Genomic DNA, 26,704 nt, shown 5'->3' on the forward strand with positions numbered 1-26,704 from the left:
GATGGCACAGCGCAAGGAACTGGGAACGGGGCCTGCGGGCCGTCCGCGCGCGGCCAAGGAGCTTCCGGTTGACGACGATCGGCAGCAGGCTGACGAGCCTCAGGGCGACGCGTACGCCTCCCGGGACTCGCGTTCGGCCGACGAGCCGATCGACGCCGAGGTGATCGACGTGCCCGGACCGGAGGACGCAGACGGTTCGCGCGCCTGGCGCGAGCGGCTCCGGGACCGTGCCCGCGGGTTCTTCGGCGCTAAGACCCGGGAGCGGATGGCCGCCCGCGAGCGCGTGCACTGGATCGACGTCGACCGGGCCGAGGACGAAAGCGAGGGCCTGGATCAGCGCGAGCAGCTGCTCAAGCTCCGGGCGGAGATGCGGCTGGCCGGCGAGAAGTACATGACCTCGCTGCGGGACTCGAAGCTGCTGGTGCCCGGCTTCAACGACGAGGAGCGGACTCAGGAGCTCGGCGTCATGCACCACGTCTACATGCAGATGATGATGCAGTCGTGTCTCAAGCCGCTCTCGCGAGGGGTGAATGCCAACTCGGTCGTCCAGGCCGTCGGCATGGTGATGGCGATGCGGATGCTTGCCCCGGACTTCAAGAAGGAGATGGACAGTTACCTCCAGCCCTTCAAGGACAAGATCCAGGAGCGCATCGACACCAGGACCCGCGGCATGGTCGCCTCTGCCGAGAGGGGCATCGCGCACCGGCAGAGGATCTTCAAGGATGTGCCGAGCGACGCCCGGCGCGAGCGCCTCATCGGCAGCACCGATCCGCGTGATCACCTGCCGAAGAAGTGGCGCAAGCGCTTCGACGCCATGCAGCACCGCGAACGCGGTCACCGGGAGATGTTCACTCCGGACTCGGCGGCCATGACCGAGGTCGCGCTCATGGAGAACGCCTTCTGGAAGATGCGTGAGCCAGGCGCGGATGCCGGCCTGATTCGCGACAGCTACCGGGCGATGCGCAAGCGGCTGCACGAGCAGATGAGCGAAGACGGCCTGGAACGCCAGGAGGTCGTCCAGCGCGCGCGGATGATCATCGGCGAGCGGATGGAATACGAGCCCGAGCTGCGCACGATGTTCAACGGCTTGGCCCACGGCCGGATCGTCAAGGCCCCTGCGCACGAGGAGCGGATCGCGGGCTCGGACAGAGTCCGCACGGTCTGGAGCGGGGAGTTCGACGACCAGCTGGGCCAGCGTCTGCCCAAGGACGGGATGTTCACGCTGCGCCGGCCCACGGACGCGGACGCCCACCAGGTCCAGCTCGCCGAGACGATGAAGACCTCGATGCTCGACGCGCTGGGCCGCGGCGACCAGGAGGGCTACGGGGGCAACATGCTGGGTTACCTGGTCGGCTTCGCGGCGCAGAAACAGGGCCTGGACACCAGCGGGCTGCCCGACATGCTCCAGCACCGCCTGGACCAGTCCGAGGTGATGATCGCGAGCATGGACATCGACGGTCTTTCGCCCGAGGAACAGCAGCGGGTCTACTCCAACGCTTACGTCGACGCGTTGGAGGCAGTGAACGAGAAGTACCCGGAACTTGAGGCTGAGTTGAAGCGGAGCCTCGGGGAGAACTGGCAGCAGACGCTGCAGACGGCGGTCGACGACCCGGGCGGCTTCTTCGAGAAGCAGCGGCTCAAGCCGCGGTCGCGCCCTACGGGCCCGTCGTCCGAGAGAGAGACCGGCCCGCAGAACGACGGCCCGAACGCTGAGGCCGATGCCGAGGACTACCAGCCCGCCTGAGGGTGATCCGAGAACACGAAACAAGGAGCAGAGGGAAGGGTCATGAGCCAGGAACAGAATGAGGGACAGCAGGTCAGGTTCGGATCGCGTTTAGCGCAGATGTTCGGCTACGTCACGCCGGAGGACCGGAACCGATGGAAGCAGCAGCGGGCCCAGAACAAGCCGAACGTCAGCGCGACCAAGCAGGGCACGAAGTCATTGCTGGGCTCGATGATGGAGTTCGGGGAGCGCAACATCGGCGCGAAACTCGATGCGGCCCACCGTGTGGCGGCGCAGCGGCGGTTCGAGGAGTCCCACGACAAGGTCGTGAACCAGCGCCGCGATCCGAACACGCGGAGCATCATCGAGTCGGTCGACTACGAGCCCAGGGACGACCGGGAGGAGATCGAGCCGGATCTGGAGCTCTAGCCGAATGGGGAACTATAAGCGAAGCGAGCGGCACTCGATAAGACCGCCCCTCCTTCTAGACTCGTGACTACCTTCGATAGACTGGTTTCTAAGTGAAACCGCGGCATGAAGGACGACAGGACAGGGCGTGGGCATGGAGACGACGACGAATCCGCGTGTCAGTAAGCGCAAGTTCATCTCTCGGGTCGCGACTCGCAGCGGGTTGCCGGTCCGGGTGGTGAACAAGGTGTACGAGTCGTTGCTCGGTGAACTCACGGGTGCGGTCAGCTGTGGGGAGACGGTCGTGCTCACGAGCTTCGGCCGCTTTTACCGACAGGATCACAAGGGTCACAAGGTGCGCTTCGGCAAGAGCAACGTCGACGACTACGTGGTGCTGAAGTTCTCCGCGTCGAGCAGCTTCAACCGCCGGCTCGGGGGCGACAAGAACGAGATCTCACCGGAGACTTACGGGACGATCGAGGATGCCGACGAGTTCGAGAACGTGATTGAGGATCGTGAGCTACAGGCCGCGTCGTAGGCGACGAGGAGCTGGCAGAAAAAGAGAACCCCCGTGATGCGCAGGCATCACGGGGGTTCTTTCGTGGTGGGAGGAGCCCAGTTGCGAGGCTCAGCCGTCGGCGATGGCGAAGATCAGCACGAGCATGATGACCGGGACGAGGAGCACGCCGGCCCCAGCCTCCCATCCCAGCGGCGAGTTGATCCAGCCCATGAAGTCGTTCCACAGGCAGGCGCCGGTGCTCGAGACCGAGGCGAAGAAGCCGGCGCCCCATCCGATGACGGCTGCCAGGCTGACGCCGCCGATCAGACCAAGGGCGATGATGACGCGGGCGCTCTTGAACATGGTCCCGCACATGACGCCCCGCCCTACTTCCGGTCCTCGAAGAGCAGGTAGTACAACCCGATGTGCGGGATGACGAGGGCCGCCAGCGCGATCCAGGCCCGCCCCGGATCCTCGACCACCCAGCCGACGAGGCCCTTGACGGGTCCGACGTAGGCCAGCACGGGGGCGAGCACCTCAGTGCGGAAGATGACATGGAAGATGCCGTAGGCCATGCCGAGGGCGATCGCCAGTCCGATGCCGCGCCGTACGAAGAGCGCGGAACGAGGACCGATCCGCCGGCGGCGTCCCGCGGCTGTGCTGGACTGGGGTTCGGCATCAGGCGCAATCGCCTGGGATATTGGTTCGTAGTCGCACATCGCCACCATCCCGACATTATCGAATTACTATTGCATCCATTTCACAAGAAGCCCTCAATGGGGAAAGCAGCGCTCGATCGGCAGTTTCGAAACGTCACCCGCGGGCGAGCCTGACCCCACGATGCTCATCCGCCCACTGCCGACCGAGCGGGCCGAGGCTCTCGGCGAGCTCCTCGATGGTCATGCTCGGCTCGCCGGAGGCGTCGGACTCCCGCGTGCGACGGGAAAGCTCGGCCTGGAAAGCAGCCTCAGCGTGGACGTGGGCCGCGTGGTGGTACTTCATGAGGCGCACGAACGCGGCGAAGGGGATGACCGCAGCCTCAGGCTTGCTGCCGTCCCCGAAGATCAGCGGCGTGATCTCGCCGCGGCGATAGAGGGTCAGCATCGTGGCGAGGTCCTCGCGCCTGAGCTGGTCGGTCGGGACGACATTGACGGGGAACTTCGGGAGCTCGGCGTCGGGAGTGCCGTTGTCGTGAGTATTGCCGTTGTGAGTCATACCTTCAGTCTAATCAGTCGGGAATAACTTGTTGTCGACTCGAATGCGACAGTTCTCGTCGAGTCTATATGGGCGTCAAATGGACGATCGCCCCGTCTCTGAGAGGCAGGACGGGCAAGAGAATGAGGAGACCCGTGCCCCAGTCCCGCACGGTGCGGGGCTGGGACACGGGCCATGATGGATGGACGGTCGTGACCTCAGAAGTTCCCCTCGTCGACCTGCAGGCAGACGATGCCGAGCGAGCGCCACAGGGCCACCACTCGGTCACGGTCGTCCAGGGCCAGGAGAACGTCGTAGGTGTCACGAACGTGGGTGTTGAACAGCTCGTGCTTGACGACGTGGTCGGGGCGCATGTCTCCCTGGTCGCGCATCAGCAGCAGAGCATCGTCAGCCCACTCCCCCAGGTGCTGGCTTAGCCATCCCCGGGTCGCAGCGCGGACGCTGTACCCCCGGTCGTCACGCTCGGGCCGGCCAGAGCAGAAGATGATCTGGCTGCCAGCATCGCGCAGCGCGTTCACCGTATCGATGATCGGCGGGTTGGGCAGATCCCAGACCACCAGTCGATAGTCGTGATGGCCCCGTAGCAGCGTGCCGTCAGACAGCACATGCTTGGCGACCGTCCCGTCGATGTCGACGATGACTGCCCGGGGCTGGCGCGACGTCCCCATGGTCGTGCGTGCGTTCATAACTGGCGTTTGCCTCCGCGTCGAGGCTGGTGCTTCAGTCGGCCTCCGGAGGAGATTCGGGGACGAAGTCGCCGACCACGGGGGCACGAATGAGCCCGCCGTCTTGGACGATCCAGTCGGAGCGGTTGGCCAGGGTGTGATCGTCGGCATCGAACAGCTCGTCGGGCACGGCGTTTTCAGGCATCGGTGGGCTCCTCTCGACTGACAACTGGCCCCGGCAGCGCCGGGGCATCGAACGACGAGGCTTCAATGGATGGCTCGGCACCGGTCAGACGGATGACCTCCAGGACGTGGGCCTCGATGTCGGCGCGGGCTTGGGCGACGACCTGCTCACCAGCCTCCACGAGTGAGTCGACGGTGAACTGGGCGTTGCTGCCCGCACCGGCGACGGCGTTCTCCAGCGCGCTGAGTGCCTCCTTGGTGGCCCTCACGCCCTTCTTCTCGTGGATCGCCTCATGCAGTGCCGCCGTGGCAGCCTTGACGCGGGTATACATCCGGTCGGTGACCTCCCGAACCTCCCGCAGATTCTCGGCGGTGCGGGGCTGGTGAGAAATCTCGGGTACGAAGGGATCGTGCTCGGTACGCCGGATGGTCACCGGCACGCCGCTGCCGAGGCCCATGGAGGACACGAGTGAGCCCCATTGCGCGAGGCTCATCTCGATCTCCACGAGCTCTCGGCCTGGATAGACCCAGTCGTGGTTGAGGTCGCGCTTGCGCACGGCCTCGTGGACGGAGAGCGAGACGGTCTCGTTGTGGAGCAGGTCGGACTGGAACAGCGAACGGCCTCCTCCGCTTCGTCGCGTGACAACCGCGACGCCAAAGGCGGGGTGGATCTCCCCGCCGTGCTCCGCATCGGTCGCTGGCTCCTGGGCCGGACGGCGGCTCATGCCGGCATCACCTCAGACGCCTCGATCTGCTGTGCCTGGTGCCCTCGCATGATCGCTCCTCGGTGGCGTATTCGATGACGATGGCGGTGTCGCGGACGTGGAAGCGGAGGGCATCTCCGGGGATCGGCTCTGCACTAGGGCGCGGCACAGGTCCGCGTCGGCCTGGTCCACGAAGCGACCGTCCGCCTGCCTCTTCCGGACCGCGACCGCGAGCGGGTCTTCCCGGGCGGACGCCGGTGTACGTGACCACCGGCGTACCGATCGGGTACAGGGCGTTCCACTGCTCGTCGTTCATGGGCTGCCCTCCTCGTTGTCGGCTGGCGGCCGGTGCGGGATGTCGATCCCTTCGCCCAGGGCAGGCTTGTTGTAGGAGACGAGGACTGCCTGCCACTTCCGCCGGAAACGGGCAGCCTGGATGAGCGACCACGCGGTGGTCACGAGCTGCGCGCACACCAGGCTCGCCATTGGCGACGGTGTCTCGCCTGCGGCCACGAGCCAGATGCCGTTCACGACCAGGGCTCCAGCCATGCCGCTCAGGAAGGCTTGGGCGAGCAATCGGAGGAGCGGGAAGCGCGTCATGACGGCACCTCTCCAGTTACCGTGACATCGCGGTGGCCAGCCGAAAGGTGGGGATCCCCGTCGACCTCGACGGTCTCTTCGCCGACGTACATGGCGAGGAAGCTGTCGTCGAGCGGATCGACGGCATGCTCCTCGGTGAACTCGGCCTGGTACTTGCGGGGATCGCGGCCCCCAGGGTGCTTGCGCACCTTGCCGATGGCGTCGGCGATCCATTCAAGGGTTGCACCGGACCAGTCCGGTGAGGAGCCAAGACCGAGCGCGATCGCGTCGACCACGTCGGTGTCAGTAAGGGGGGTGTGGTCCCCGCTGCCGTTCGCACGGGAGAGCGGCAACTCGTAGTCCGTAATGAATCCCATGCCGATGAGCACGCTCTCGGGCAGTTTGTGGGCGTCCCAGATCGCTTGGGTCGCGTTCGTGGGACTGTCGCCGTTGGAGGGCCCACCGGAGATGTAGAGCCTGTAGTTGGCGACCGTGAGGAACGTGGTCTCTCGGGAGTCGAGGGCCTCTTCAAGTTTGTTGATGACCACGAGACCGGCAAGCCGGGCGTACTCGATGAGCACTTCGCCGTTCTCGTGGACAAGGTCGGACTCGCCGTCCAGATCCGGCAACAGCTCCTCGATCTCGGTCTCGGGCTCGTCGAAGGTGAAGAGCGAGGGGTCTTCGATCTTCTCGAGCAGCTGACGGCCGCGGTCGAAGTTCGGCGGTCCGGTGCATTCAGCCGGGAAGGCGATGGTGGCGGTGAGCATACTCACGCCCATGATGATCTGCTCCTTCAAGTTCGTACCTTGGGCCGACCGACAGCCGGCCCAGAGCTGCGCTGTCAGCTGGTCTTCTTCGGTTTCGCGACGCGGCATGGGCCGGGACCTTCACAGCACGTGGCTTCTCGGGGGTTGTCCCACTGACAGGTCGGGCAGCGCCAGAGAACGCCAGCCACGAACGCCGCTTCCCGGATTGCCTGATCCTGGTGGTCATCGGCTGCGTCGAGCAGCGTGGTCAGCAGATCCCGCTTGGCGGTGACCTCCGCACTGTCATCCAGCACTACGTCATCATTGATCTCCACGCGCAACGGCACAGTGCCGTCGGGACGCACCAGCCGGTCTTCCGCGGAATCGAGGTTCACGGAGACCCGGACGGCACCGGCCTCGTGGTCGAGGTAGGCAAACACCAGGACGCCGTCGACCTCGATGCATGGGAGGTCGTTGTCGTCGGTCTGCGGGTGGAAGGTGGCGTCCCGGTTCGCCTGCTCGCTCGCATCCTCATCGGGGAAGCGGTAGTCGAGCGGCACGATGCGGGTCCGGCCGCGCCTGCTGATCTCCTCGGCATAGAGGTTGTACCCCTCGTCCGGGCGGCCGTCGCGGTCGGGGCCGTAATAGAGCCGCACAGCGTCACGGTCGTCCGTAGGCGGCTGGTCGGGGATGCCTCCCCCGCTTAGGAGGTTGGCCCAGACTCCGCGTACGTACTCGGCGAGATCGGCCAGAGCGGAGTCCTCATCGACATGGAGGGTCACCACGTCCTCGTGGCGATCCCAGCGGCGCAGCACCCATGCCTGTCCTGCCGGGCGCGGGCTGATGAAGGTCACTGCTTCGGGGTGAGAAGGTTTCTGGTCAGCATGTTCGGCGAGCCGCAGTTCGCGTGCGCGGTTGAGGGTGTCCTGCTGGTGTTCGGAAAGATCGCTGGGGTCGACGTCCTCCCACAGCTCCACAGCGGTCTTCACGAGGCATTCGATGTCCAGCGGGTTGAAGAGTGCAGCAATCACAGGCTCTCCTTGAGGGGGTGTGTTGAGCGGCATTGAAAATGCCCATGTCGTGGGCGATCTTGCAGTGTTGAACATGCCGACGATTTCGGTTGCAGGCCGATGAGGTCGGGGTATTCGTTGGCGGTGACACCTTGCCGATGAGGACATGCAAAAGGCCCGGCTGTGCTCGCCGGCCCCGACGACGAGGTCCGCGTTGCACAGTTCGTCAGGCACGGTGCTCGTGGTGGGCTCAGGTATCGGTGCGATCCTCTTGGCTGGGAGCTTGCCCCGGCAGCGCCGGGGCATCGAATGACGAGGCTTCGATGGAGGTCTCGGCACCCGTCAGCCGGACGACCTCAAGGACGTGAGCCTCGATGTCGGCACAAGCCTGGGCGACGACCTGCTCGCCGGGCGCTGCCCGGCCGGGGCCCGGCCGCCGTGTTGGCGGCCGGGACGACGAGGTTCGAGGTGGTCACTGTGCGCCGCCCTGGATCTCGTTGGTGTGGATGAGGTGGCCGAAGCCGTGGTTGTCCTTGCCGTAGACCACTTCGTTGTCGAGGGGCAGGTCGCCGAGGGCCGCGCGCAGGGCGTAGCCGAGGCTCGCCGGGTGCCCTTGCATGTCCATCCAGGAGCGGCCGAATGCACGGTCGTTCCAGTCCTCGATCCGGAGGTCGAACGGCGTGGTGTCGGCGTGGCCGTCCACCGCGGAGGCGGGGGCTACGGTGACGGTCTGCCCGGCGAGCGGGTGGGTGGTGGTGTGGTGCATGTGTCAGTCACCTTTGGTGTGGTCGCAGCCGGTGTAGCGGTGAGCTCCGCCGGGTTGCGGGGTGTGGACGGTGGTCATGTGGTCGCAGATGGTGGTGTCGCAGGCGAGCCAGCTGGCCCCCGCCGGGTGCGCGGTGAACGCCGCGTACGGCGGGACCGCAGCGGGCTTGTGTCGGCGGAGGGCCGGGCCACGCGAGAACCGGGACTCGTGCGGCGACAGGCCGAGCACTGCGGCGATCTCGCTACCGCCGATCCCGGACCGCCGGGCCGCGTGCCACTCTTCTGACCCGGGCTCGAACATGCCGACCACGACCGGGCCGGCGCCCGGGGATCGCTCCCCGGCCAGCGCGGTGTCCGTCATCGGCCGTCACTGCCCTCGGTGACGTCGGTGTGGCCGGCGGCCCAGATGGCCTCCCGGTCGCCCTCTTTGTAGGCGCAGGGATCTCAGCTGCCATTGAAGAAGCGCCAGCCGAGCGCGGTGCGTGCCCCGTCCTCGAGGGTGCGGTCTTCGTTGCAGACCAGGCGGGGCAGCGTCGGTTCGTCGCGCTCCACCTGTCACGGGCCCGCAGTGGCGGCGGTCGCACGGGCCGAGATCTCGATCAAGCGGTTGTCGTTCATACCGCCACCGCCTTGCGGACGGGCATCGGGCGGGCCACAGAGTCACGGGACACACCGCGGCCGTTCCCCCACGGGCGCCAGACGATCGGGCCGTGGCACCGGCGGAAGGGGTCGTGGTGGGTGGTACGGGTGAAGGAGAGGCGCCGGCAGTCCGGACATTGGATTTGCGGGCCGATCTTCTGACCGTGATGGCGGCTGGCGAACGCTTCGTGTACGTCGAGGTGGTCCATGCGCTGGACCTCGATCGACCCGTCAATGGCCGTCTCCCCGGTCAGGCTGATGTCGGTCGGGTCGTCGCCGTAGTAGGCCAAGGCGTCGTCCTCCGACGGGGCGCTGACCCACAGCACGTACCGGGTGACGGTCTTGACGACGACGGGGTACTCCCGGTCGTCGAGGTCGTACAGATCGCGGCCGACGTTGTGGCCCTCGGTGATCAGGTCATTCAGGTTCTCGTCCAGGCCGAGGGGGATCGTGCGGGGGTACTTCCGTCCCCGCGCGTCCTCGTGTGCCTCCGAGTGACGCAGGTCGAGCACACAGTTGTAGTAGCTGTACTTCTGGCCGTCCTCAAACAGGGGCTCTTCGCACTTCATCGGGCATCGTCCTTGCGGGTGTAGAAGCGGACGACCGGGCGTCTCGTGGCGGTCGAGGAGGCCGGTGGAGTGGTGGTGGGCGAGGACTCGGCGTGCGGCCTGGTCGTGCGGGCCGGGGAGACCAGCGGCACGGAGGACACGCATCTCGATCCGGGAGATCAGCCGCTCCCACTTCCCCAGCTTCATGTGGGCCTGGTCGTCGTGGAATGCGGTGAGCCTGGGCGATCCGCCAGCGGCGCTGAGCCGGTCCTTCAGCTCGTTGAAGCGCTGATCGGGCGTAGGCTCAGTGCTCTTCTCAGATGAGCCAGGTCATGAGTTAGTTCCTGATGCCTATCGCGTCGGTCAGTACCTCTTGCGCCGGCGCGCGAGACGCCAGCGGTAGAGGGGGGTTGGCACGCGGTTGGACTTCCGCCGGTTGTGCCGACGACAGAGCAACTGGCCGTTCCACAGTTCAGTCGGCCCGCCGCGGCTCCAGGGGTGTATGTGATCGGCCTCGGTCCCCGGTGCCGGGCACCGGAACCAGAGCGGCGGCTTGTGCTCGCACCAGCCGTTGGCCTGGCGGATGAGCTGCTGCTTCTGCGACCAGTTGAAGAACCGGGCAGGATCCCGCCAGCGCCGCTTACGGCCGATGCCGGCGACAAGGTACAGAATGCCGATCGCGGCGACGGCCAGGTAGGCGAGCAAAGCAGTCGGTTCTGGCTGCATGGCGCTCAATGCAGGTCGTTGCTGAAGGAGATCAGCTCACGCGCGACGGCTAGGACGCCAGCCCAGCCGACGGCCTCATGGTCGTCGGTGAGCAGTCGGACTTCAGTGTCTCGCGAGAGGTAGGCGCCGCGGACCCTGTCGAGGACCTCAACTGTGAGATAGGGCTCAACGATCTCGCTGTCGGGGGCGGAGATGTCCATTCCTGGGACGAGTCCGGACTGACCTAGGGCAATCGCGACCAGCTGGACGGTGTCGTTGAAATCCTTCGCGTTTCGGAGAGGCGTGGTCTCGCCCGCGAAACTGTCGGGGTCGATCACTGGAATGCTGGCGAGAGTTGCTTCCCTCAGGGCGCGGGTGATCTCTTCGTCGGAGAAGGTGAAGCCGGGGTGGATCTCCTCAACGGAGACGATCCGGCGGAGCAGGTGTTCACTGAGCTGCGATCTGGAGGCGGTTCTGACCGCTCGGACTAGGTCTTCGGCCTCGATAACGGTGACGAGGCGGATGCCGTCATGACAGAGGTCGGTCCCCCGGGATTCACGGTGCTCAGCTTCGGGGTCGGGCTCGGAGACGATGCGGTACTTGGGCATGGTCGAAGGTTGCTTTCTGTACAGGAACGCCTGAGCGGGGACATCGAACGCCGAGGAGGCGGCCGGAGTGGCTCCTCGGATGGTTCGGATGGTTCGGATGGGGGCGTCTTCAGAAGTCGATGGAGTACTTCCGGGGGCGGCGCAGGGTCACCGCGGCGGCACGCAGGTCCTTCTCGTCGTCGGGCGACTTGTCGTCCTCGTCACGGAGGTCGGTGAGTGTGAAGGCACCATCCGGGAGCAGGTAGCCGTCCTCGGACGGGACGGCGTCGCGCATGCGGAAGTGCAGCCCGGTGCCGGTGTCCCAGTCGTTGATGGTCTGCAGGCTGTCGCTGTTGAACAGATCGACGCGGCCGTCGAAGAGGTCGGTGTCACCGTTCTTCCAGGTGACGTGTACCTCGATCCGCGAGCTGGCGTGCTCGCTGCGCTTGATGTTCAGGTCGCCGATCACCTCAGCGAACGACTCACCGAGGCGCAGCTCGAAGGCGATCGCCCGCAGGTGGTCGAAGTTGATGTCGTACTTCCGGGAGAAGTCGACGATCTCGGCCACCTGCTTCTCTGCCACTCCGGGCACCTGGTCGCGCAGGTAGGTGGCGACTGTGTCGGGCTCGGGGTAGGCGAAGCGCATGTGGTAGTGGAAGCGGCCGGGGCGGTTGAGCATGTAGTCGCTGACACGGTGCAGCTCGTTGACCGACAGGACGTAGAGGCGCTTCGTCGTGCTCAACCCGTCGAACAGGCTCAGGAACTGGTTCTGTGACTCGTCATCTTCATTGGAGAAGATCTTTTCGAACTCGTCGAAGACGACGACAACTTCACCGAGCTCGTCGAGGAAGGCGGCGAGCCCCGGCGTGTTGTGCTGCACGAGCACGGTGGGCAGGTGGCACTCCTCGCGCATACGCTCGGTAAGCAGGCGGAGCATGAGGCTCTTGCCCATGCCCTTGTCGCCGGAGAGGATGACGCCGAGCGAGCGGTCCATGGCGGAGTAGCCTGTGACGATCCGCTGTACACGGGAGGCATGGCTGCCGTAGACGGTCTCTTCGGCGGATGCCAGCGGCTCCGTCTGACGCAGGCTGTAGCCGGCCACCTGGGAGAAGGAGATCGTGTAGGTGGCCAAGGGCAGATCAGCGAACGTCTGCACGGAGTCCCCGTAGAGGCGGAACTCCCCGTCGGAGGCGACGATCGTGGATGCGGGCATGGAGACTTCTCGCTTTCGCAGGGGTATGTAGGTGGTGGCGGCGCAGCGGCACTCAGCGGATCGGAAGCACGCTGCTGTCCGGGCGGTAGACGCCCTCGTCCTCGTTGAGCACGGACTTGGAGAGGGTGACGGTGGCCATCAGGAGAGTTGCGACAGGCGCGGCTAGGCGCTGCTCGTCGACGAGCTAGATCTTGGGGATGTGGCCAGGCGAGGTGAAGAAGTGCTCGGCGACCGTCTGGCCGGGTCCGTACTCGGTGATGACCGAGTAGAGCGCCTTGGGGGTCGCGCTCTTCTTCGCGGTGGCACTCACATAGAGCTGGATGCCCCACTCGCGGCAGACAGAGTTCGACGAGGGCATTGACGACCTCGTCCGGGGTGGCGCAGAGCTCCTGGATGTTGCTCTGCCGCTTGCGATGTCGGCGTTGTGGAGATCGCGGATCCAGGCGCCGCTGGTGGCGCTGATGGTACTGGTCAGGACATCGGAGTCCCTGAGGATGCCGATTCATATGCGCAGCCGCTGCTCGGCGACTGCGATGTGGGCGTGGGAAACGGCGCGCCCGTTGGCGTGCGTCCCGGCGGTGGCGGGCAATGCGTGCAGCGTAGAGCCGTCAGGGACCACGAACTGGGCCATGCCCCCCTTCATTCGACTGCGGTGACGGCCGCGTTCGCGGCGGCCATCTGCTCGGCCAGCGCGCACAGCTGAGCGAGCTGCTCAGGTGTGAGGTGATACCTGCTGGTCTCCTTGCCGGCCGCCCAACCGATGGCGTCCTCCGAGGTGATACTCACGGATTTGAGGCCCTCAAGGCGCTCGCGCTCGGCTGCTCTGGCCCTGTCCTCCTCCAGCGCATCCCACAGGAGCTCGGCGACCTCGGCGGTCTCGCCGAGCTTCCAGCCGTCTGCGCGGCGGACCTCATGGCCGTCCGGGCCGGTGATGACGATGGCGCCGACGTCCTCACCCCACATGCCAGTGAGGAGGATGGTGTACCCGCTCTTCGTGGTGGCCTGTGCCCGGACTGCGCCCTTGTACTTCTTCGCAAGACTGGCGAGCTCGGCAGCGAATGCGCTGCGCCGGTCGGTGGTCATGTGTCTGCCCCTTCTGTTGGTGTCTCGGTTACTGCTCGACGACCGCCCCGGTCGTCAGGGGCGTCCTGTGGTGCGGGAGCATCCCTTCCGGCAGCACCGACACTGCCGCGGCCGACCGACCACACGTACAGCGGCTAGGCGAGTTCGGGGTCAGGGCTCGTCGCGGCGCAGGGTGACGCGGTGCGCCTCCTAGCGGCCCCGGTCGTACAGCTCGATCACGCCGTCCGGGTAGTGCGTGGTCTCGGTGTTCGCGCACTCGGCGGCGCCGTGCGCGAACGCGTCCTGTCCGGCGGTGTGCGTGTACCGCTCCGGCGTCCACTCGCCCCACAGCACAGGCCGCAGATGGCGTACAGGCCATGCGCGTCCGGGGTGACGGTGTGGGTGTCGGGCTTGTCGAACCACATTCCGCGTCGTACTGGTGGAGGTCATGACGATCAGGTTGGCCGAGTCCTGGGTGAAGAGTCTCGGCGGTCGACGCCTGTTCGTCGGCCACGGGCGAAGCGGGCATGATCCAGAGCTGATAACACGGCACACGCTCGTTCGAGGCCAAGCCTGGCAGCAGCCTGTATGTCTGACCGAAGTGCAAAGCGCTGAACTGAATCTAACGGTTCCATTTCTGGCTGTGCACTGCAGCGTATGCGCCGCCGAAGCTCTTCACGTCGATGACGTCGTCGCCGTCCTCGTCGTTCACCCAGGTCTGGCCCTATGCCGAGCAGATCTCCTTCACGGCGGCCATCGGCTGTCCTTCAGACTGCGTCATTCAGGAGTGTGAAGTGTGGAAGACCGCAGGGGCGGGTGTCTCGCTCGTCGAAACGCCCGTCCCTGCGGCATATGGTGGTGGCGGCGGTTGGTCAGACGGCCGCGGTGACCGCGGAGCGGTCGTCGGCGCTGCCGGGAGCAGCGCTGTCGTTGTCATCCAGGAGATCCGGATCGATGCCGAGGGCACGAGCGGCGTTCCTCTTGTCGCGCTCGGTCAGAGCCGTCACGATCTGCTCATAACTGCTTTGGATCGGAGGGTTCTTCACAGTGCCGTAGCCGAGTACGTACTGGCTCTTCATGGCACGAGTGAAGGCGACGTAGAACATTCGCTTCGCGTCTTGGGTCATCTTCGTGTCCTCCCTGTAGAGGACGACAGCGTTGTCGAATTCGAGACCCTTGGCACCGTGGATCGTCGAAATGACCAGGTCGGCCTTGGACTCGAGGTTCTTCCGCTTGCGCTCCTGGTTCTTCTGCTTGTTGATGTTAAGTTTCTGCTGGTTTCGCTGAATCTCGAAGGAGAGCAGGTTGTCGCGCAGTCGATCGAAGAACACTTTGTGCGTGAGCGTGCCCTGGTGGGCGAGCGTGACCCAGCCGTTGATGGTCGCACTGTTCTCGATCCACCACTCGGAGATCGTGCGGAGGATCGCCTTCTCGACATTGGCATTGGCAGCGTTCTTCGTCAGCTTGTCCATGTTGTCCTTGATCCCCTGGGAGACCACGAACGCGGCGTTGGTCGGCGGTGCCTGCAGGACGTCGTTCCAGAAGAACTTGATGTACTTCGAGAAGATGTCCGTGGCATAGACGCGATCGCTGACCAGAGAGGCGACACGGCGGTCCGGGTAACGCTTTTCAAGCACATCCTGGATCAAGGACACCTCGCGGCGCGAGTAGGCCAGGAAGGCCACCTGCTCGCCCCGGTCCAGGCACTTGTCCACGTAGTTGGGGATGACCGTGTTGCGCACGATCGCCTGCAGGTCCTGGGTGACAAACCCTGTGAGTCTGGCCACCTCGCGGTACTCCAGGGTGACCTTCTCCTGGAACGAGTCCGCCGTAGGCATTGCGAGCGAGTTTGCCTGCAGCTGGATGTTGGCGAACTGGTTGGTCTCCAGCCCGCCGAGCACGACGTTCGCGAAGTCCAGGATCTCCTGGTTGCTCCGGTAGTTCGTCGTGAGCTTAAAGGTCGCGAAGACACCAGAGCCCTCGAGCGTGTTGAGCGCGCGCGGGTTCGCTGAGCGGAATTCGTAGAGCGTCTGCGAGGCATCGCCGACGATGAACAAGGACTGAGCGTGCTTGGTGATGTATTTCAGCACGTAGATGAACTCAAACACGCTGTTGTCCTGGACCTCGTCGATGATGAGGTACTTCGACTGCACGTGGCCCGGCTCGGCCATGTCGTCGATCTTCTGGTAGCAGATGATGATCTGCAGCTCCAGCGACGTCTGCTCGATGCGGTCGAGCAGGCCGATCACCTCGTCGAAGTGGCTCTCGACGAAGGTGTTCAGGGCCGTGAAGGCTCCGGTCCTATTCTGGTCGACCTCCAGCAGGCGGTGTCGGAACGTCGCCGCGAACTGGCTGTTCGGGTAGAAGATGTCGATCGAGTTGATGATGGTGTCTATGGCCGAGACTTTGTGCCGCGGGTGGTTCATCGAGTAGATGTCAATAATCATCTTGGCGATCGTCATCGAGCCAACGTCCGGGTTCCTCTCGGTGATGTTGTCGGCCGCAGCGTTGGTGAACGACAGCACCGTGATGTCCGAAGCGGGGACCCCACAGGCTTCGAGGTACTTGATGCGCTCAAGGATCACGGTCGACTTGCCGGTTCCGGCTCCCGCCTGCGTCATCACCAGCGGCTCATGTGTGGTGAGCGCATCGAGCTGCTGCCTGGACAGGTGGGCTGGCAGTGCCGGAGGCGTGGCCGGCCGCGCGGGTACGACCAGCTGAGCCTTCATCTGCTCCAGGTGGTCGAGCGTGTGGTTCATCAGCAGGCTGAGGTTCTGCTTCGACAGCGTCGTGGCGATCCGATCGGAGAAAGTCGCATCGATGCGCTTGTGGATCTGGCGGTATGCCTCCAGCGGGACGTTGTAGTTCTCCAGGTAGCGCAGCTGGACGGCGAGCATGTTCAGCTGGTGTTCCGTCGGGCTCGCGGGCATGTCCTGGATGTAGCGGCAGACCTCGTCGGCGATCGTCTCGGAGTCCCAGGTTTGAGCCAGGCGCGTGATGCGCTCGTAGATCGGGTACTGGCGCATCCACTCGTCGAACTCATCGTCGAGGTTGGAGGCAGTCAGGCCAGCGGATGTGAGCACGTCCTGGACGTAGTCGCGAGCGTTCTCCAGCGGGCTGGTGTCCCACTGCAGGAAGACAGCGGCACCGTGGCTCCCGTAGCCGACCGAGCGCGAGACTGCGGTCGCGTACTCGGGCTCGGGGAGCCCCTTCTTGAAGAAGTACAGCTCCATCCTGTACTGGATGACGAGGTCGCGCGTGGACTTGCCGCCGGATTTGTCCTCGTAGAACACGAGGGCCTGCGGGGTCATGTCGAAGACGACGTCCCAGTCGTTGAATCGGCTGGACGAGATGTCGACAACGAAGCGGTCGTCCGTATGTGGGCTCGGCAGTGTGAAGGACCCGCCTACGTTCAGAGCGCGGCGCGTGATCGGCGCGAGCGGGATCTGTGTAGTGGCGACGTCGTGCTGCGTCGAGCTCTGCTTGACCTCGATATCGGCGGCCATGGCGTAGGCGGTGTTGGTGGCAGTGTTGATCGGCAGCAGGGATTCGTTGAGCAGGCCGACCTTCTTGCCGTTGCCGGTGAGCTTCGAGGAGAAGAACTTCGGGTCGACGGCCTTCTGAGCAACGGCATTGGCCGAGAGATCGAGGTCATCAAGCAGGACAGGCATGTCGTTGCCTTTCTCCAGTGGGTCGAGAAGTGGATTGAGAGAAAGCATGAATCGCGTCGCATAACAATTCTTACAAGAGTGAATAGCCAGTCGAATACTCGAAGGCGAGCGAAAAGCGCAGCGACAGGGCTGGGTCATGGGCGCAGGCACGAACACGGGCGGGGCTCTCGTCAGCCGACGAGCCCCGCCCGCGTTCCTCTCAACCCACCCGTCAGGGGCCGTTAGGCCCCTGAATCCGGGGTACGTGGCGAAGCCACACCCCGGACACCGCGCGCTACCCAGGCGCGCGGTCGTTCATCAGCGGCAGCTCACCTCACTTCGAGGTCGACTCCGAGCGCCGGTCGGGACCATCGGCGACAGCATCGCCGGCATCGAGATCCCAGGGGCAGGCTGTGACGAAGGATCCTGCGGAATCGACCTCGATCAGGCCAAGCATGAGGCCCAGTTCGCGAAGTTCATCGGCGCTCCGAACATGGATGGTGAGGTTCGCTCGGGCCGCGGTAGAGAGCTCCTTGGCTCGCTTTTGATGCTCGCGGAGCAGAGGTTCAGGGAGCATGGTGGACATGACTGTCCCCCTTTCTGAGCAATGAGGGAGCGAGGGTGAGATATGCCGAGCGCTCCTGTTCCGGAACATCCGGAACAGGAGCGCTCGGTGTGATGTGAACGGCTGCTCACTCATCCGACGGGGATGCCGAGGCGGTGCCGCCGGTCTGAGCAGCGAGCAGGTAGTCCTCAATCCAGGTACGAACAGCCTTGCGCGCCGGCCGCGCACCCTGGGAGTCCACGTAAGTGCTCTCTTCGATGGCGCGCAGCTCATCGTCGGGCATCGATCCGGGCAGCGCCTGGGCCAGCCGCGGCTTGGCCTCGACGATCCGTTCACGCTGCCGCTCGTAGTCGGCGGCCATGATCTGCCGGTAGGTCTGCCGGTCGACGGGGTTGAACCCCACGACCAGTGAGAACCGGCCCAGCAGCTCCGCGTCGAAGAACTGCTCCAGTGCCTTGTTGAGGCTCTGGTTCGAGATGGCCTTCGGGTTGTTGCCGAAGCCGATCAGCTTGCCGTCGAGCGAATCACGGGCGGCGTTGGTCGTGCAGATGACCAGGGCCTTGGAGAAGTCCAGCATCTTGCCATGTGCGTTGCGGATGTAGCCTTCGTCGAACGCCGAGAGGAACAGGCGCTGCACGGCCTTGTCGGCCTTCTCGAACTCGTCGAGCAGGATCACCCGGTGGGGGTTGGACTCCAGCGTGTCGAACGGGAGCTCCTGGTTGGAGTCCGATCCGACATAGCCGGGAGGTGGGCCGATGATCTTCGACGTCGACCACTCGCTGTGGAATTCGGTCATGTTGAGGATGATCGGCTCGGTGCCGGTCGTCTCCTCAGCGATGATCTTGACCGCCTCGGTCTTACCCACACCCGAGGCCCCGGCGAAGAGCCACGTCGTGGGCGTCTTCGTCGGGAACAGGTCGAGCTCTTCGCGGGCCAGACGGTCTGTGAGTTTGGCGAGCACGTCGTCCTGGCCCTGCAGGCGGCTGGTGAGCGTGGCGCTCAGCGCGGCGACGTCGAGGTCCTTGCGCTGGGCGTTTCCGGTCATCAGGCGCTTGGCTACATCGAGCACACGGGTGCTCGTCAGCGGCACTTGCGGGATGGACCGCAAGGTCTGCGCGAGTGCCGTGTCGCCAGCGTTCTCTGCCTGGACGATAAGCTTCTTCTGCTCCAGGACTCGGTCAGCCATCGCGCGGTCGAGCAGGGTGATGGCGTTGTCCGGCCGGTGCTGGACAGCCCGGGAGTTCGCTTCGGCGATCTGCACCACCGAAGCCAGGACGTCGTCGGAGACCCCGATCTGGTGGCGGTAGTGCGCCATGAGGCCGGGCCGGACCGTGGTCATCACGGCCAGCGTCTGTTCCACGCTCAGCTCGTCGACGATGAGCCGGGTGAAGCGACGGGCGAAGGCCGGGTCCTCGTCGAAGGCCCGAGACTCGGTGCTGGTGGTCGCGCCGATGACGGACATGTCGCCGCGGGCCAGGGCTGGCTTGAGGATCTGCGAGATCTTGCGGCCGACGGCGTCACCATGGCTGCCGGATCCGCCGGTGATCTGGTGGATCTCGTCCATGAACAGGATGGCCTTGTTCTTGGGGTCCGAGGCGAACTCGACGATCGCCTTGACCTTCTCCTCCAGCGAGCCGACGATGCCGGTCCCGGCGATGATGTTGGTGATGGGCAGCTCGTAGATCGTGTGGTCCTTGAGCTGGTCGGGGATGCGGGTGTCACCGAGCGCGATGCGCCGTGCGATGTCCTCGACGATCTTCGTCTTGCCGACGCCGGCGGAACCGACCAGCAGAGCGTTGGGCTTGGTCTTGCTGATGATGACCGAGAGGACCTGCTCGATGAGCGTGTCACGGAACATGGTCGGATCGGCGTTCTTGAACTTCTCGTTGTAGTCGACGAGGAGCTCCTTGACGTCATCGGCGCTGCCACCACTGAACGGCAGTCCCCCGGACGGAAACTGCGGAGGGTAGTTGCCGCCGCCGTTGGCCTTGTCGTCGTCGGAGCCGCCGGGTGTGAAGTTGCTGAGACCCACCGGGTCCTCCTTCGGTGCAGGTCGCTCGGCGTGGTGGCGCGCTGGGTCGATGCGCCACGGTGTCCCGAGCAGGGATATGGATGAGTGAGAGGGAAAGACAGGGGCGTCAAGAGCGGCACTGCTCTTGACGGTTTTCGAGGGGCAACCGGATCAGGTGGCCTCGACAGCGCCCGGCGCGGTGGTAGGCGCAGGCTTGGTGAGCGCCGCGGCAACCTCTTCGAAAGCGGCGACCGCCTTGCGAAGATCAGCGACGATCTCCGCGGTGATGTCCGCCGGGTTTCCGAGTCCTTCCGTACCCTGGGCGGCGATGTCGGGCGCAGGCCAGACTGGCTTTCGATCTCAGCACGGGCTATCCAGCGTTGAAGCTCGCAGCGACTATGCCGGATGGCCCCTCGGAAGTAAGCTGCTCGACCTTGGCGTTGGACCGATCGAGACGGAACCCCCGCAACGGCTTGTCATCGAAGTACTGAATCGATGTCAGTGCGGGGTCTCTGCTGGGGCCACCGCAGACGCTACGCAGCGCCTCGTCCTCGTTCTCGGCACGGACGACGACGGCGTCATACTCGTCAAGCTCCCAGCCGTCTGTGCGGGTCACCTTCCACAGCTTCATGGTCTTCAGTCCCCTTCTGGGTTTGCGGTCAGCTTGACAACCATTTCCTGAGTGACGAACCACTCGACTCACCGGTAGCGAGCACAGGGGCGGGCACCTAAAGAGCGCCAGTGGGGAAAAGGTGGGCACCGTCGGACTTCGTCCACCAGCCACCGATCGTTCCGAGAAGCTCGTTGACCCGCTGGCCTAGTGCGGGCACCATGCGGGAGCCGACCAGAACCAGGCGAGGGCCGTCAGTCTTGGCACGGTCTGATAGGGCTGGGGCAGGGATTTGGGTTGATGAGAAAGTCAGTGTCACCGAGAGCAGTGCCAATAGAGCGAGTCGCACGGCACCGCTCCTGGCGGTCCTTGGGGACAGCAGGGTCAGACGACCATGCCGAGGAGCCTCTGCCGGATGCTCGGGTCGATGTGCTGCATCGAGTCGGCGTAGCGCTTGGCCAGGTCCACCATGAACGACCAGTCCATGGCGGAGCACGGCGCGTAGTACAGGTTCTTCGGGTGGTCCTGACGCGTGGACGGCGGCAGCCAGTCGAAGTCGGTGACCATGAGCGAGAGCCTGCGCTGGCGTACCCGGCTGGCGTTGATGTACTGCCAGATCTGCGTGTATTCAGTTCCGCCCGACACCTTCGGGATCCTGCGGAACTCCTTCCAGATCTGAGCCGTCGACTTGTTCTCCGTACGCAGCATCACCTCCTGCGACAGGAAGTGGCTGAACGAGTTGAAGTACAGGTTGATGTTGAGCTTCTTGGCGATCTGAATGAGCATCATGACCGCCTCCTGGTAGTTCTCTTCGGAGATCGAACCAGAGGTGTCGATGTAGATATGCAGGTCGGGCATGTACTGCACCGAGGTGATCCGACCGGGCTTGTTGAAGTCGTCCGGGTTCCGGCGGTTGGCCTTGAGGAAGGTCGCTGTCGTCGTGCGGAAGATGTTCTGCGACTTGTTGACCTTGCCCATCCGACGCAGCACGCGGGTGATGTCTTTGAACAGGTCGAGCTTGCTCGGCGGCTGCTTGCGGAACGCCACTTGGGCGCTACGGCTGCCGGGCTGGCCCGGTTGCTGCTTGGCTCCCAAGGCGGCGGCCCGGGCCGCGGCTCGTGGCAGCGACGTGAGCTTGGACAGCGATGTGTTCGAGACGACCTTCACCGGCGAAGTCAGCGACTGGTTGATGAGGTTCCACTCCCCCGTGATCTTCGCCGCGGTGGCCCGGGCATGGGCCTCGACGTTGACCAGGACGAGGGAGCACGGGCAGAACAGCTCCCCGACCGTGAACGGTAGGACTCCGGTGTCCAGGGTGGTGTGCTGCTGGCTGGCCTGGGCCCGCTGCTGCTCAACGTAGTTCATGAGCATGTGCACGAGCACGCGGGCGAAGGAGTGCTCATCGTTGGCGTCAGAGTCTTCCTTGCGCACCAGCAGCGACTCGGTGAGCCCCTTCAGGGACAGAGCCGTGAAGTCGTTGAGCAACTTGGTGGTGGCCGGCGGCAGCGCGCTGGCCATCGTCTGAGTCTGCTGGGACAGCCAGATCTTGAAGTCGTCGAAGGCCGCGGAGGACTGGAACCAGAACCCGAGGGTGTCGGGGTGGAAGGTGTAGGCAATCGAGGCGAAGAAGGCGCTCTCGTCGCCGGTCCCCGCCAGCAGCGCCTTCGCGGCCGGGAGGACATCAGCCTGTGCGGTGTAGAGCACCCGCGGGGAGGGCGCGGGCATCTTGTTCTGCTGCCCGGCCTGGACGGCGAAGAGCTCGGCGACCGGCAGCGGTGTGCCCTGGTCGAAGTTGATCAGGGTCTGCCCGAGCAGCTCCTTGACGGTCTGCTCGCTGGACGCGTTCAGCGTGTCGCCGAGGCAGCTCAGGACCAGATTCGGGATGTCCCCCGTCAGATCAGTGCCCTTGGCGTCGGTGATGCTCGCCGGGGCATTGGGGTTCAATGGCTCCAGCAACGGGTCGATGAGGGTCTGCTGGATCGCCAGCATCGGGTCGTAATCACCGGTGCACGAGATGATGTGCAGTGCGTCGAGTACGGCCGGCTTCTGGTTCGTGACGGTGATCGTCATGGGTCGTGGTCTCCTTCTGAGAACAAGGCAGCGGCAGGCCGCCGGTGGTGAAGAGTTGCGGCAAGGACGGCAGCCCGCAGCAGGTCCACCACCGGCGAGCGAGCGATCAGAGGAAGGCCGAGAGGACCGGCTTGGCCTGGTTGACGATCGGAGCGTCGATCTCCATGAATGCCTCCAGGTTCTGGCGGTCGATCTGCTGGCTGGTCACCATCTCGATGAGCGTGCGGGTGTGCTCCGGCTCGATCTGGGTGACGGCCTGGGCCAGCTGCTCGATGAGGCGCGCGTTGTCCTTGCTCTCCTTGAGTGCGTACAGCAGCGACCCGGACTTCTCGTTGTCGGTCAGCGTCGCGATGACCGCGATCATGTCGGTCACGGTCGCTGCGGTCTTCAGGCTCTGGTAGCAGTTCGGCTTCGGGACGTTCACCCGGTTGTGCTGCACGCCGCCGGCGTTGTTCGCTAGGTCCTGGGCGATGGTGGCCACGAGCTGCGTGGTGAACATGGTGTCTCCGACGTAGGCCTCGATGGCCTCGTTCAGCAGCGAGGTCTCGCGGTCGACGATCTGGATCGGGGTGGCCAGGTACTGTGCCAGCTGCTGCGGGTCGGCCGCGTTGAGCCACTTCGACAAGTTGTCGATGGTGCGCGGCGTGGTGAGCTGGTTCATCTCCTCGCCGCCGTCGAACAGCTCGGCCATGGTGACGTTGCCGTTGTCGTCGTCGTCCTGTCCGTCGGCGACGATCGCCTCGGGCGTCGACTTCTGGAAGATGAGCGCGGGGTACTGCGTGAGTACCGTCTTGACCCATGGGTTGATGTTGTCGCCGAGGACGGACATGAGGGTCGCGGCGTCGGGCTCGACGTGGAAGATCGCGAAGCGGCTCAGGCTTGCCTCGTCGAGGGAGGTGACGTTGCCCCTGTCGTTGCCGGCCACGACGATGCGGACGTTCTTGGGCAGCTCGACGTATCCCATGCGGCGCAGCGTGACCAGGGTCAGCGCGCCGGAGGTGACGTCGGAGGTGGTGCGGTTGATCTCGTCGAGGAAGAGGATCGGCCACTCGCGCGGGTTCTTCTCGGCGTAGTCGATGCACTCCTGGATCACCTGGTGCGGGTAGAAGACCTGCTTGTAGCTCTGCGTGCCGTCGTCCTTGGTGTACGGCACCAGGCGCGCACCGGTGAGGTCGGCCTTGTCGGCGAGCTGGTTGCACGGCAGCGTGAAAGCCTGCGTGCCCATGGAGTAGGCCAGGGCTTCGACGAAGCTGGACTTGCCGATGCCGGGTTCGCCCATGAGAGCGGGCGTCGCGCCGATCTCAAGGGACTGCTTGATGAGGGTCGTCAGGGTGTCGTTGAACTTCATGTCGATGTCTTTCTGTGCGCGGGCGAGGAAGAGAGGAAGAGAGAAGAGATGTCGGAGGACGGCCTCCTGCTCTCGGTGTCGCCGAGGCTGCATTGGCCGTGAACGGTCCTGTGGCGCGGGCCGCGCCGTCGGAAGCCCGGCGGAGACCTGCACTCCCGCCATGGGTGGCGATGGAGCCCCGCTGCACATCGCCACCCGATCGCGCTCCGCGCGATCCAGCACTGTCCCCCACCTGTGCTCGACCCCGCCGCAGCACCCGTCACCCACCCCACCCGCTGCCGGAGGCAGCAGATGAACCAGGAGCAGAAACAGCAGCAGGAACAGGCACAGAGCGTCAGTCAGTTGGTCGACGAGGAACGGGCCTCGCGGTCGGCCACGAGCGCAGCCGCCCGGTCGAGGAGGAAGGGCCGGCCGTTGCGCCGCTCGCTGTGCTTGGGGCGCGCAGGAATGACATCGACCGCCGCCTTGTAGAGCAACCACGCGGTGTCGCCCTTCGAGTACTCGACGCCGAGGGCGCTGTAGGCGCGCAGCTGCGTCCGCATCCAGCCGTAGAGCGACGCGAGAACCGAGAACTCCCAGCGGGACATGTCGTGGTTGAAGTCGTCGGGATCCCGAAGCTGATGGCGTGCACTGGCCAGGGTCTGCTCGACGATGGCCTGCGAATACGGGATGTCGGGCATGTCCGCGGCGGTGTCGACATCTGATCCTGAAGCACCGGAGCTCTCGCTGGCGTTCACGGCCAGCTGCGCGTAGAGATCCTCTATGGAGGCGAAAGTCGGCGCGCTAGTTGCTGCGTTGACGTGAGCGACTATGCGATCGGGCACCGGCTGGCGGGTGAAGGTCGACCAGTGGTCCAGGAGCAGCTCGTACCAGCCGTGTTCCTCACGCAGAACCCGCTTGCCGGCGGCTACGGGGAAGTCGTGGAAGTTCTTCGGCAGCGGCATGACGAGATGGAAGCCCTGGCCGGACATCGACAGTTCCGAGTAGAGGATGCCCGGCAGCCGCAGCAGGTCTGTGGCCACACCTGGCGGGCAGTCGGCCTCGATGTCGAGGACGAGCAGCCCGTCAGTCTGGGCTTGGAGGTAGAAGGCGGTGTTCGCGGCGTTCGGTATCGCCGCGGTGAGTTCGTCGAGGGTGAGCAGGCAGGTCTTGTCCAGGGCGAAGGCTCCGCGTAGTGGGCCGGCGTGCTTGCAGCTGGAGGTGCAGCCGGCGAGCAGGTGCCGTACGTCGATCGGGGCCTTGCGCTTCGGCGGCTTGGTGGGGTCGTCGGGGGTCTCTTCCCCGATCTGTCCGGAGATGGTCCACCGACAGGCACTGGCGAGAGTGCGGATTGCGGGGTTGCCGTAGAACTGCGGGAACCAGGCATGGGGGTCGGCTGGAGTCATCGCGGGACGCACGCTTTCGATCGGAGGCGTCAGGAGGGGAAGAGAAGGACAGGACCCCCGTACTGCACGGATGCGAGTACGGGGGTCTCATCGATGGTCAGAGTGGATCAGCCCTGGTAGGTAATCCCCGCCTGCTGGGTCGGGTCGGAGCCGTTCCACGGGCCGGTGGCCACGGGCGCGCCAACGGCCGAACCGGCGTCCTTGAGGGAGGCGTTCTCGGCCTCAAGACGCGCGAGCTTCTGCTCCAGGGTCTCCTGCCGGGCAGGGGCCGGAGCGGCGACAGGAGCAACTGCGGCGGTCGCCGGGGCGGCCTGAACCAGAGACTGCGCGGCCATGGCCACAGGTGCGGACGCCGGCTGCGGGGCCGGGAAGGACAGACTGTCCTCTACCTCGGTCGCCACCGGGACGGCCGCGGCAGGGGCAGTATTGGCAGGAGCAGCCTGGGCCGGGCGAGGCGTGCCGTTGAGCACGATGCCACGCGCAGCCAGTGCAGCCTGGTCGACGCCGAAGGCGTTGTAGTAGCGCGGCGCCTCGTGGACGATAACCTGGTCGAGAGCCAGGCCGCGGTTGTTGAAGTCCTTCGGCTTGTAGACACGCAGCACGAGCGTAACGTCGAGGCCCTGCGCGAGCTCCCGGCCGGTCTCGTCCTGGTCGTAGGTACCGTCACCTGCCGCGGACGGGATCGCGATGATCGGCAGATTTGAACCCTTGGAGTCGATCGCGTAGTTGAGGCCGGTCTCCGGTCGCATCGTGGAGTTGTAGCGGCGCTCGGAAACGAACTGCTCCTCGATGGTGGGGTTATTCGGGTCGGCGAACTGGACTTCGGCGTTGGTGATCGTCGCAGTGGTGTGCGGCCTGCCGATGGGGCTCATCCCGTTCTTCACCTTGCGCTGGTCGCTGGCCGCGAGTTCCTCCCCCTGGATGACACGGGCGAGCACGGCGAAGGCGAGCTTCCCGCGGATGAAGACGCTGGTGTTCTCGGTGAGCTTGCTGGCGGAAACGGTGTAGTTGGCCATGGTGGTGCGGTTCCTTCGCTCGGTTTGACGGTTCAGGGGTTCAGTGGTTCAGGAGTTCAGGGGTCCATTGGCGTCCTATCCGACAGGATTCCGACTGCCACTCAATCCCATATCCTATCAACTTCGATTCAGCTATGAGTAGAATGTCGACGTCGGACAGAATGGATGCGCGCGCTATTCGCAGAGGAGTTGGGGCAGCGATGACGGCTACGATGCAGAGGACGGTGGGCACGGCGTTGGAGCAGTCGGCGCAGACGAGAGCAGCTGCCGGGAGTCACGCCGGCCCGATGGGCTTCGGCAACGGACCCGTCATCGCCGCCAGCGTCATGATGGGCGGAGCGGCGCTCTTCGCCGGATGGGGCCTGATGCAGCTCGCGATGTCCGACGGCGGCCTGATCCAAACGCTGCAGGGCAATCACGCTCCGGTCGAGGTACCGGGAAATCCCGGCGAGAAGAACGCCGGAGGTGGCAGCGCCCAGCAGCCGAGCGAGGGTGGCACGGGGAAGCAGGACGAGAGCGGGGTGAGTCAGGATCCGATGCCCGGTCGCGGCGACGAGGACAAGCCCAACGGATCGGATGCACCGGCCGAGGCGAAGCCGTACACCGTCAAGCCAGGCGATACGCTCAGCGCGATCTCGGGGACGACGGGGGTGCCGATCGGCATTCTGGTCGAGACGAACAAGATCCAGAATCCGGATCTCATCTACGCGGGCGCTTCGCTGCTCATCCCGCCGGTGTGACGACCCGGCAGGGCGGCACTGCCGCATACCGAGCCTGATTCGATGCCCTGACCGCCTC

General features: G+C 65.1%; 31 protein-coding genes. 4 read left to right on the forward strand and 27 right to left on the reverse strand.

The window, feature by feature from the left end; genetic code table 11:
- Position 1: 1 nt before the first annotated feature.
- The 3 genes from ACTWOL_RS03365 (at position 2) to ACTWOL_RS03375 (ending at position 2,669) form a co-directional block, all read left to right on the forward strand.
- Complete coding sequence (locus ACTWOL_RS03365; RefSeq protein WP_474294139.1) at positions 2-1,744, forward strand: hypothetical protein; 1,743 nt, start codon at positions 2-4, stop codon at positions 1,742-1,744.
- Positions 1,745-1,786: 42 nt separating this feature from the next.
- Positions 1,787-2,152: a hypothetical protein gene (locus ACTWOL_RS03370; protein ID WP_474294141.1), complete on the forward strand. Its 366-nt coding sequence runs from the start codon at positions 1,787-1,789 to the stop codon at positions 2,150-2,152.
- A 133-nt stretch (positions 2,153-2,285) separates the two neighbouring features.
- Positions 2,286-2,669, forward strand: coding sequence for an HU family DNA-binding protein (locus ACTWOL_RS03375; protein WP_474294142.1), 384 nt, complete (start codon positions 2,286-2,288; stop codon positions 2,667-2,669).
- Between the two features lie 90 nt (positions 2,670-2,759).
- Here ACTWOL_RS03375 and ACTWOL_RS03380 read toward each other — a convergent pair whose 3' ends face one another.
- The 27 genes from ACTWOL_RS03380 to ACTWOL_RS03510 all read right to left on the reverse strand — a co-directional run bounded on the left by ACTWOL_RS03380 (position 2,760) and on the right by ACTWOL_RS03510 (position 25,906).
- Entirely contained in the window at positions 2,760-2,993 is a 234-nt protein-coding gene (locus ACTWOL_RS03380; RefSeq protein WP_474294144.1) for a hypothetical protein, read from the reverse strand.
- A gap of 23 nt (positions 2,994-3,016) precedes the next feature.
- Entirely contained in the window at positions 3,017-3,358 is a 342-nt protein-coding gene (locus ACTWOL_RS03385) for a hypothetical protein (RefSeq protein WP_474294145.1), read from the reverse strand.
- 85 nt (positions 3,359-3,443) lie between these two features.
- Positions 3,444-3,845 (reverse strand): hypothetical protein, encoded by a 402-nt coding sequence (locus tag ACTWOL_RS03390; RefSeq protein ID WP_474294147.1) that lies wholly within the window; start codon positions 3,843-3,845, stop codon positions 3,444-3,446.
- Between the two features lie 197 nt (positions 3,846-4,042).
- Positions 4,043-4,531: a phosphatase domain-containing protein gene (locus ACTWOL_RS03395; protein ID WP_474294149.1), complete on the reverse strand. Its 489-nt coding sequence runs from the start codon at positions 4,529-4,531 to the stop codon at positions 4,043-4,045.
- 34 nt (positions 4,532-4,565) lie between these two features.
- A complete protein-coding gene (locus ACTWOL_RS03400) occupies positions 4,566-4,715 on the reverse strand; it encodes a hypothetical protein (protein WP_474294151.1) in 150 nt (49 codons plus the stop codon).
- A complete protein-coding gene (locus tag ACTWOL_RS03405; protein WP_474294153.1) occupies positions 4,708-5,418 on the reverse strand; it encodes a hypothetical protein in 711 nt (236 codons plus the stop codon). Before ACTWOL_RS03405 ends, ACTWOL_RS03400 begins: the two co-directional genes overlap by 8 nt.
- Positions 5,419-5,709: 291 nt before the next feature.
- Positions 5,710-5,997 carry a hypothetical protein gene (locus ACTWOL_RS03410; protein ID WP_474294154.1) on the reverse strand — a complete coding sequence of 96 codons (288 nt, stop codon included), beginning with the start codon at positions 5,995-5,997 and terminating at the stop codon, positions 5,710-5,712.
- Positions 5,994-6,755 carry a hypothetical protein gene (locus ACTWOL_RS03415; protein WP_474294156.1) on the reverse strand — a complete coding sequence of 254 codons (762 nt, stop codon included), beginning with the start codon at positions 6,753-6,755 and terminating at the stop codon, positions 5,994-5,996. Before ACTWOL_RS03415 ends, ACTWOL_RS03410 begins: the two co-directional genes overlap by 4 nt.
- Positions 6,756-6,817: 62 nt before the next feature.
- The gene (locus ACTWOL_RS03420; protein ID WP_474294158.1) at positions 6,818-7,753 is read right to left on the reverse strand and encodes a hypothetical protein; all 936 of its coding nucleotides are present in this window, start codon (positions 7,751-7,753) and stop codon (positions 6,818-6,820) included.
- Positions 7,754-8,204: 451 nt separating this feature from the next.
- Positions 8,205-8,498 carry a hypothetical protein gene (locus ACTWOL_RS03425; protein WP_474294161.1) on the reverse strand — a complete coding sequence of 98 codons (294 nt, stop codon included), beginning with the start codon at positions 8,496-8,498 and terminating at the stop codon, positions 8,205-8,207.
- Between the two features lie 3 nt (positions 8,499-8,501).
- Entirely contained in the window at positions 8,502-8,858 is a 357-nt protein-coding gene (locus ACTWOL_RS03430; protein WP_474294163.1) for a YqaJ viral recombinase family protein, read from the reverse strand.
- Between the two features lie 253 nt (positions 8,859-9,111).
- Positions 9,112-9,891: a hypothetical protein gene (locus tag ACTWOL_RS03435; RefSeq protein WP_474294165.1), complete on the reverse strand. Its 780-nt coding sequence runs from the start codon at positions 9,889-9,891 to the stop codon at positions 9,112-9,114.
- A gap of 156 nt (positions 9,892-10,047) precedes the next feature.
- Entirely contained in the window at positions 10,048-10,410 is a 363-nt protein-coding gene (locus tag ACTWOL_RS03440; protein ID WP_474294167.1) for an HNH endonuclease, read from the reverse strand.
- 5 nt (positions 10,411-10,415) lie between these two features.
- Positions 10,416-10,997 carry a hypothetical protein gene (locus ACTWOL_RS03445; protein WP_474294169.1) on the reverse strand — a complete coding sequence of 194 codons (582 nt, stop codon included), beginning with the start codon at positions 10,995-10,997 and terminating at the stop codon, positions 10,416-10,418.
- 109 nt (positions 10,998-11,106) lie between these two features.
- Positions 11,107-12,189 (reverse strand): AAA family ATPase, encoded by a 1,083-nt coding sequence (locus tag ACTWOL_RS03450; protein WP_474294171.1) that lies wholly within the window; start codon positions 12,187-12,189, stop codon positions 11,107-11,109.
- Positions 12,190-12,373: 184 nt separating this feature from the next.
- On the reverse strand, positions 12,374-12,547 hold the full coding sequence (locus ACTWOL_RS03455) for a hypothetical protein (RefSeq protein WP_474294173.1): 174 nt from the start codon (positions 12,545-12,547) through the stop codon (positions 12,374-12,376).
- Positions 12,548-12,691: 144 nt separating this feature from the next.
- Positions 12,692-12,820, reverse strand: coding sequence for a hypothetical protein (locus tag ACTWOL_RS03460; RefSeq protein WP_474294175.1), 129 nt, complete (start codon positions 12,818-12,820; stop codon positions 12,692-12,694).
- Between the two features lie 8 nt (positions 12,821-12,828).
- Positions 12,829-13,272, reverse strand: a complete 444-nt coding sequence (locus ACTWOL_RS03465; RefSeq protein ID WP_474294177.1) for a hypothetical protein — start codon at positions 13,270-13,272, stop codon at positions 12,829-12,831.
- A 189-nt stretch (positions 13,273-13,461) separates the two neighbouring features.
- Positions 13,462-13,605, reverse strand: a complete 144-nt coding sequence (locus tag ACTWOL_RS03470) for a hypothetical protein (RefSeq protein WP_474294179.1) — start codon at positions 13,603-13,605, stop codon at positions 13,462-13,464.
- A 518-nt stretch (positions 13,606-14,123) separates the two neighbouring features.
- Positions 14,124-16,970 carry a UvrD-helicase domain-containing protein gene (locus tag ACTWOL_RS03475; protein WP_474294181.1) on the reverse strand — a complete coding sequence of 949 codons (2,847 nt, stop codon included), beginning with the start codon at positions 16,968-16,970 and terminating at the stop codon, positions 14,124-14,126.
- 265 nt (positions 16,971-17,235) lie between these two features.
- Positions 17,236-17,487, reverse strand: a complete 252-nt coding sequence (locus ACTWOL_RS03480; RefSeq protein ID WP_474294183.1) for a hypothetical protein — start codon at positions 17,485-17,487, stop codon at positions 17,236-17,238.
- 106 nt (positions 17,488-17,593) lie between these two features.
- On the reverse strand, positions 17,594-19,498 hold the full coding sequence (locus ACTWOL_RS03485) for an AAA family ATPase (RefSeq protein ID WP_474294185.1): 1,905 nt from the start codon (positions 19,496-19,498) through the stop codon (positions 17,594-17,596).
- Between the two features lie 349 nt (positions 19,499-19,847).
- A complete protein-coding gene (locus ACTWOL_RS03490; RefSeq protein WP_474294186.1) occupies positions 19,848-20,108 on the reverse strand; it encodes a hypothetical protein in 261 nt (86 codons plus the stop codon).
- A 363-nt stretch (positions 20,109-20,471) separates the two neighbouring features.
- Positions 20,472-22,157: a hypothetical protein gene (locus ACTWOL_RS03495; protein ID WP_474294188.1), complete on the reverse strand. Its 1,686-nt coding sequence runs from the start codon at positions 22,155-22,157 to the stop codon at positions 20,472-20,474.
- A 106-nt stretch (positions 22,158-22,263) separates the two neighbouring features.
- A complete protein-coding gene (locus tag ACTWOL_RS03500) occupies positions 22,264-23,505 on the reverse strand; it encodes an AAA family ATPase (RefSeq protein WP_474294189.1) in 1,242 nt (413 codons plus the stop codon).
- Between the two features lie 338 nt (positions 23,506-23,843).
- Positions 23,844-24,890, reverse strand: coding sequence for a hypothetical protein (locus tag ACTWOL_RS03505; protein ID WP_474294190.1), 1,047 nt, complete (start codon positions 24,888-24,890; stop codon positions 23,844-23,846).
- 107 nt (positions 24,891-24,997) lie between these two features.
- Positions 24,998-25,906, reverse strand: a complete 909-nt coding sequence (locus ACTWOL_RS03510) for a hypothetical protein (RefSeq protein WP_474294192.1) — start codon at positions 25,904-25,906, stop codon at positions 24,998-25,000.
- A 287-nt stretch (positions 25,907-26,193) separates the two neighbouring features.
- On the opposite strand from ACTWOL_RS03510, the gene ACTWOL_RS03515 reads away from it, so the two are divergent.
- Positions 26,194-26,646: a LysM peptidoglycan-binding domain-containing protein gene (locus tag ACTWOL_RS03515; RefSeq protein WP_474294194.1), complete on the forward strand. Its 453-nt coding sequence runs from the start codon at positions 26,194-26,196 to the stop codon at positions 26,644-26,646.
- The last annotated feature ends 58 nt before the right edge of the window (positions 26,647-26,704 follow it).

It is taken from the genome of Micromonospora sp. IBHARD003, assembly GCF_056106285.1.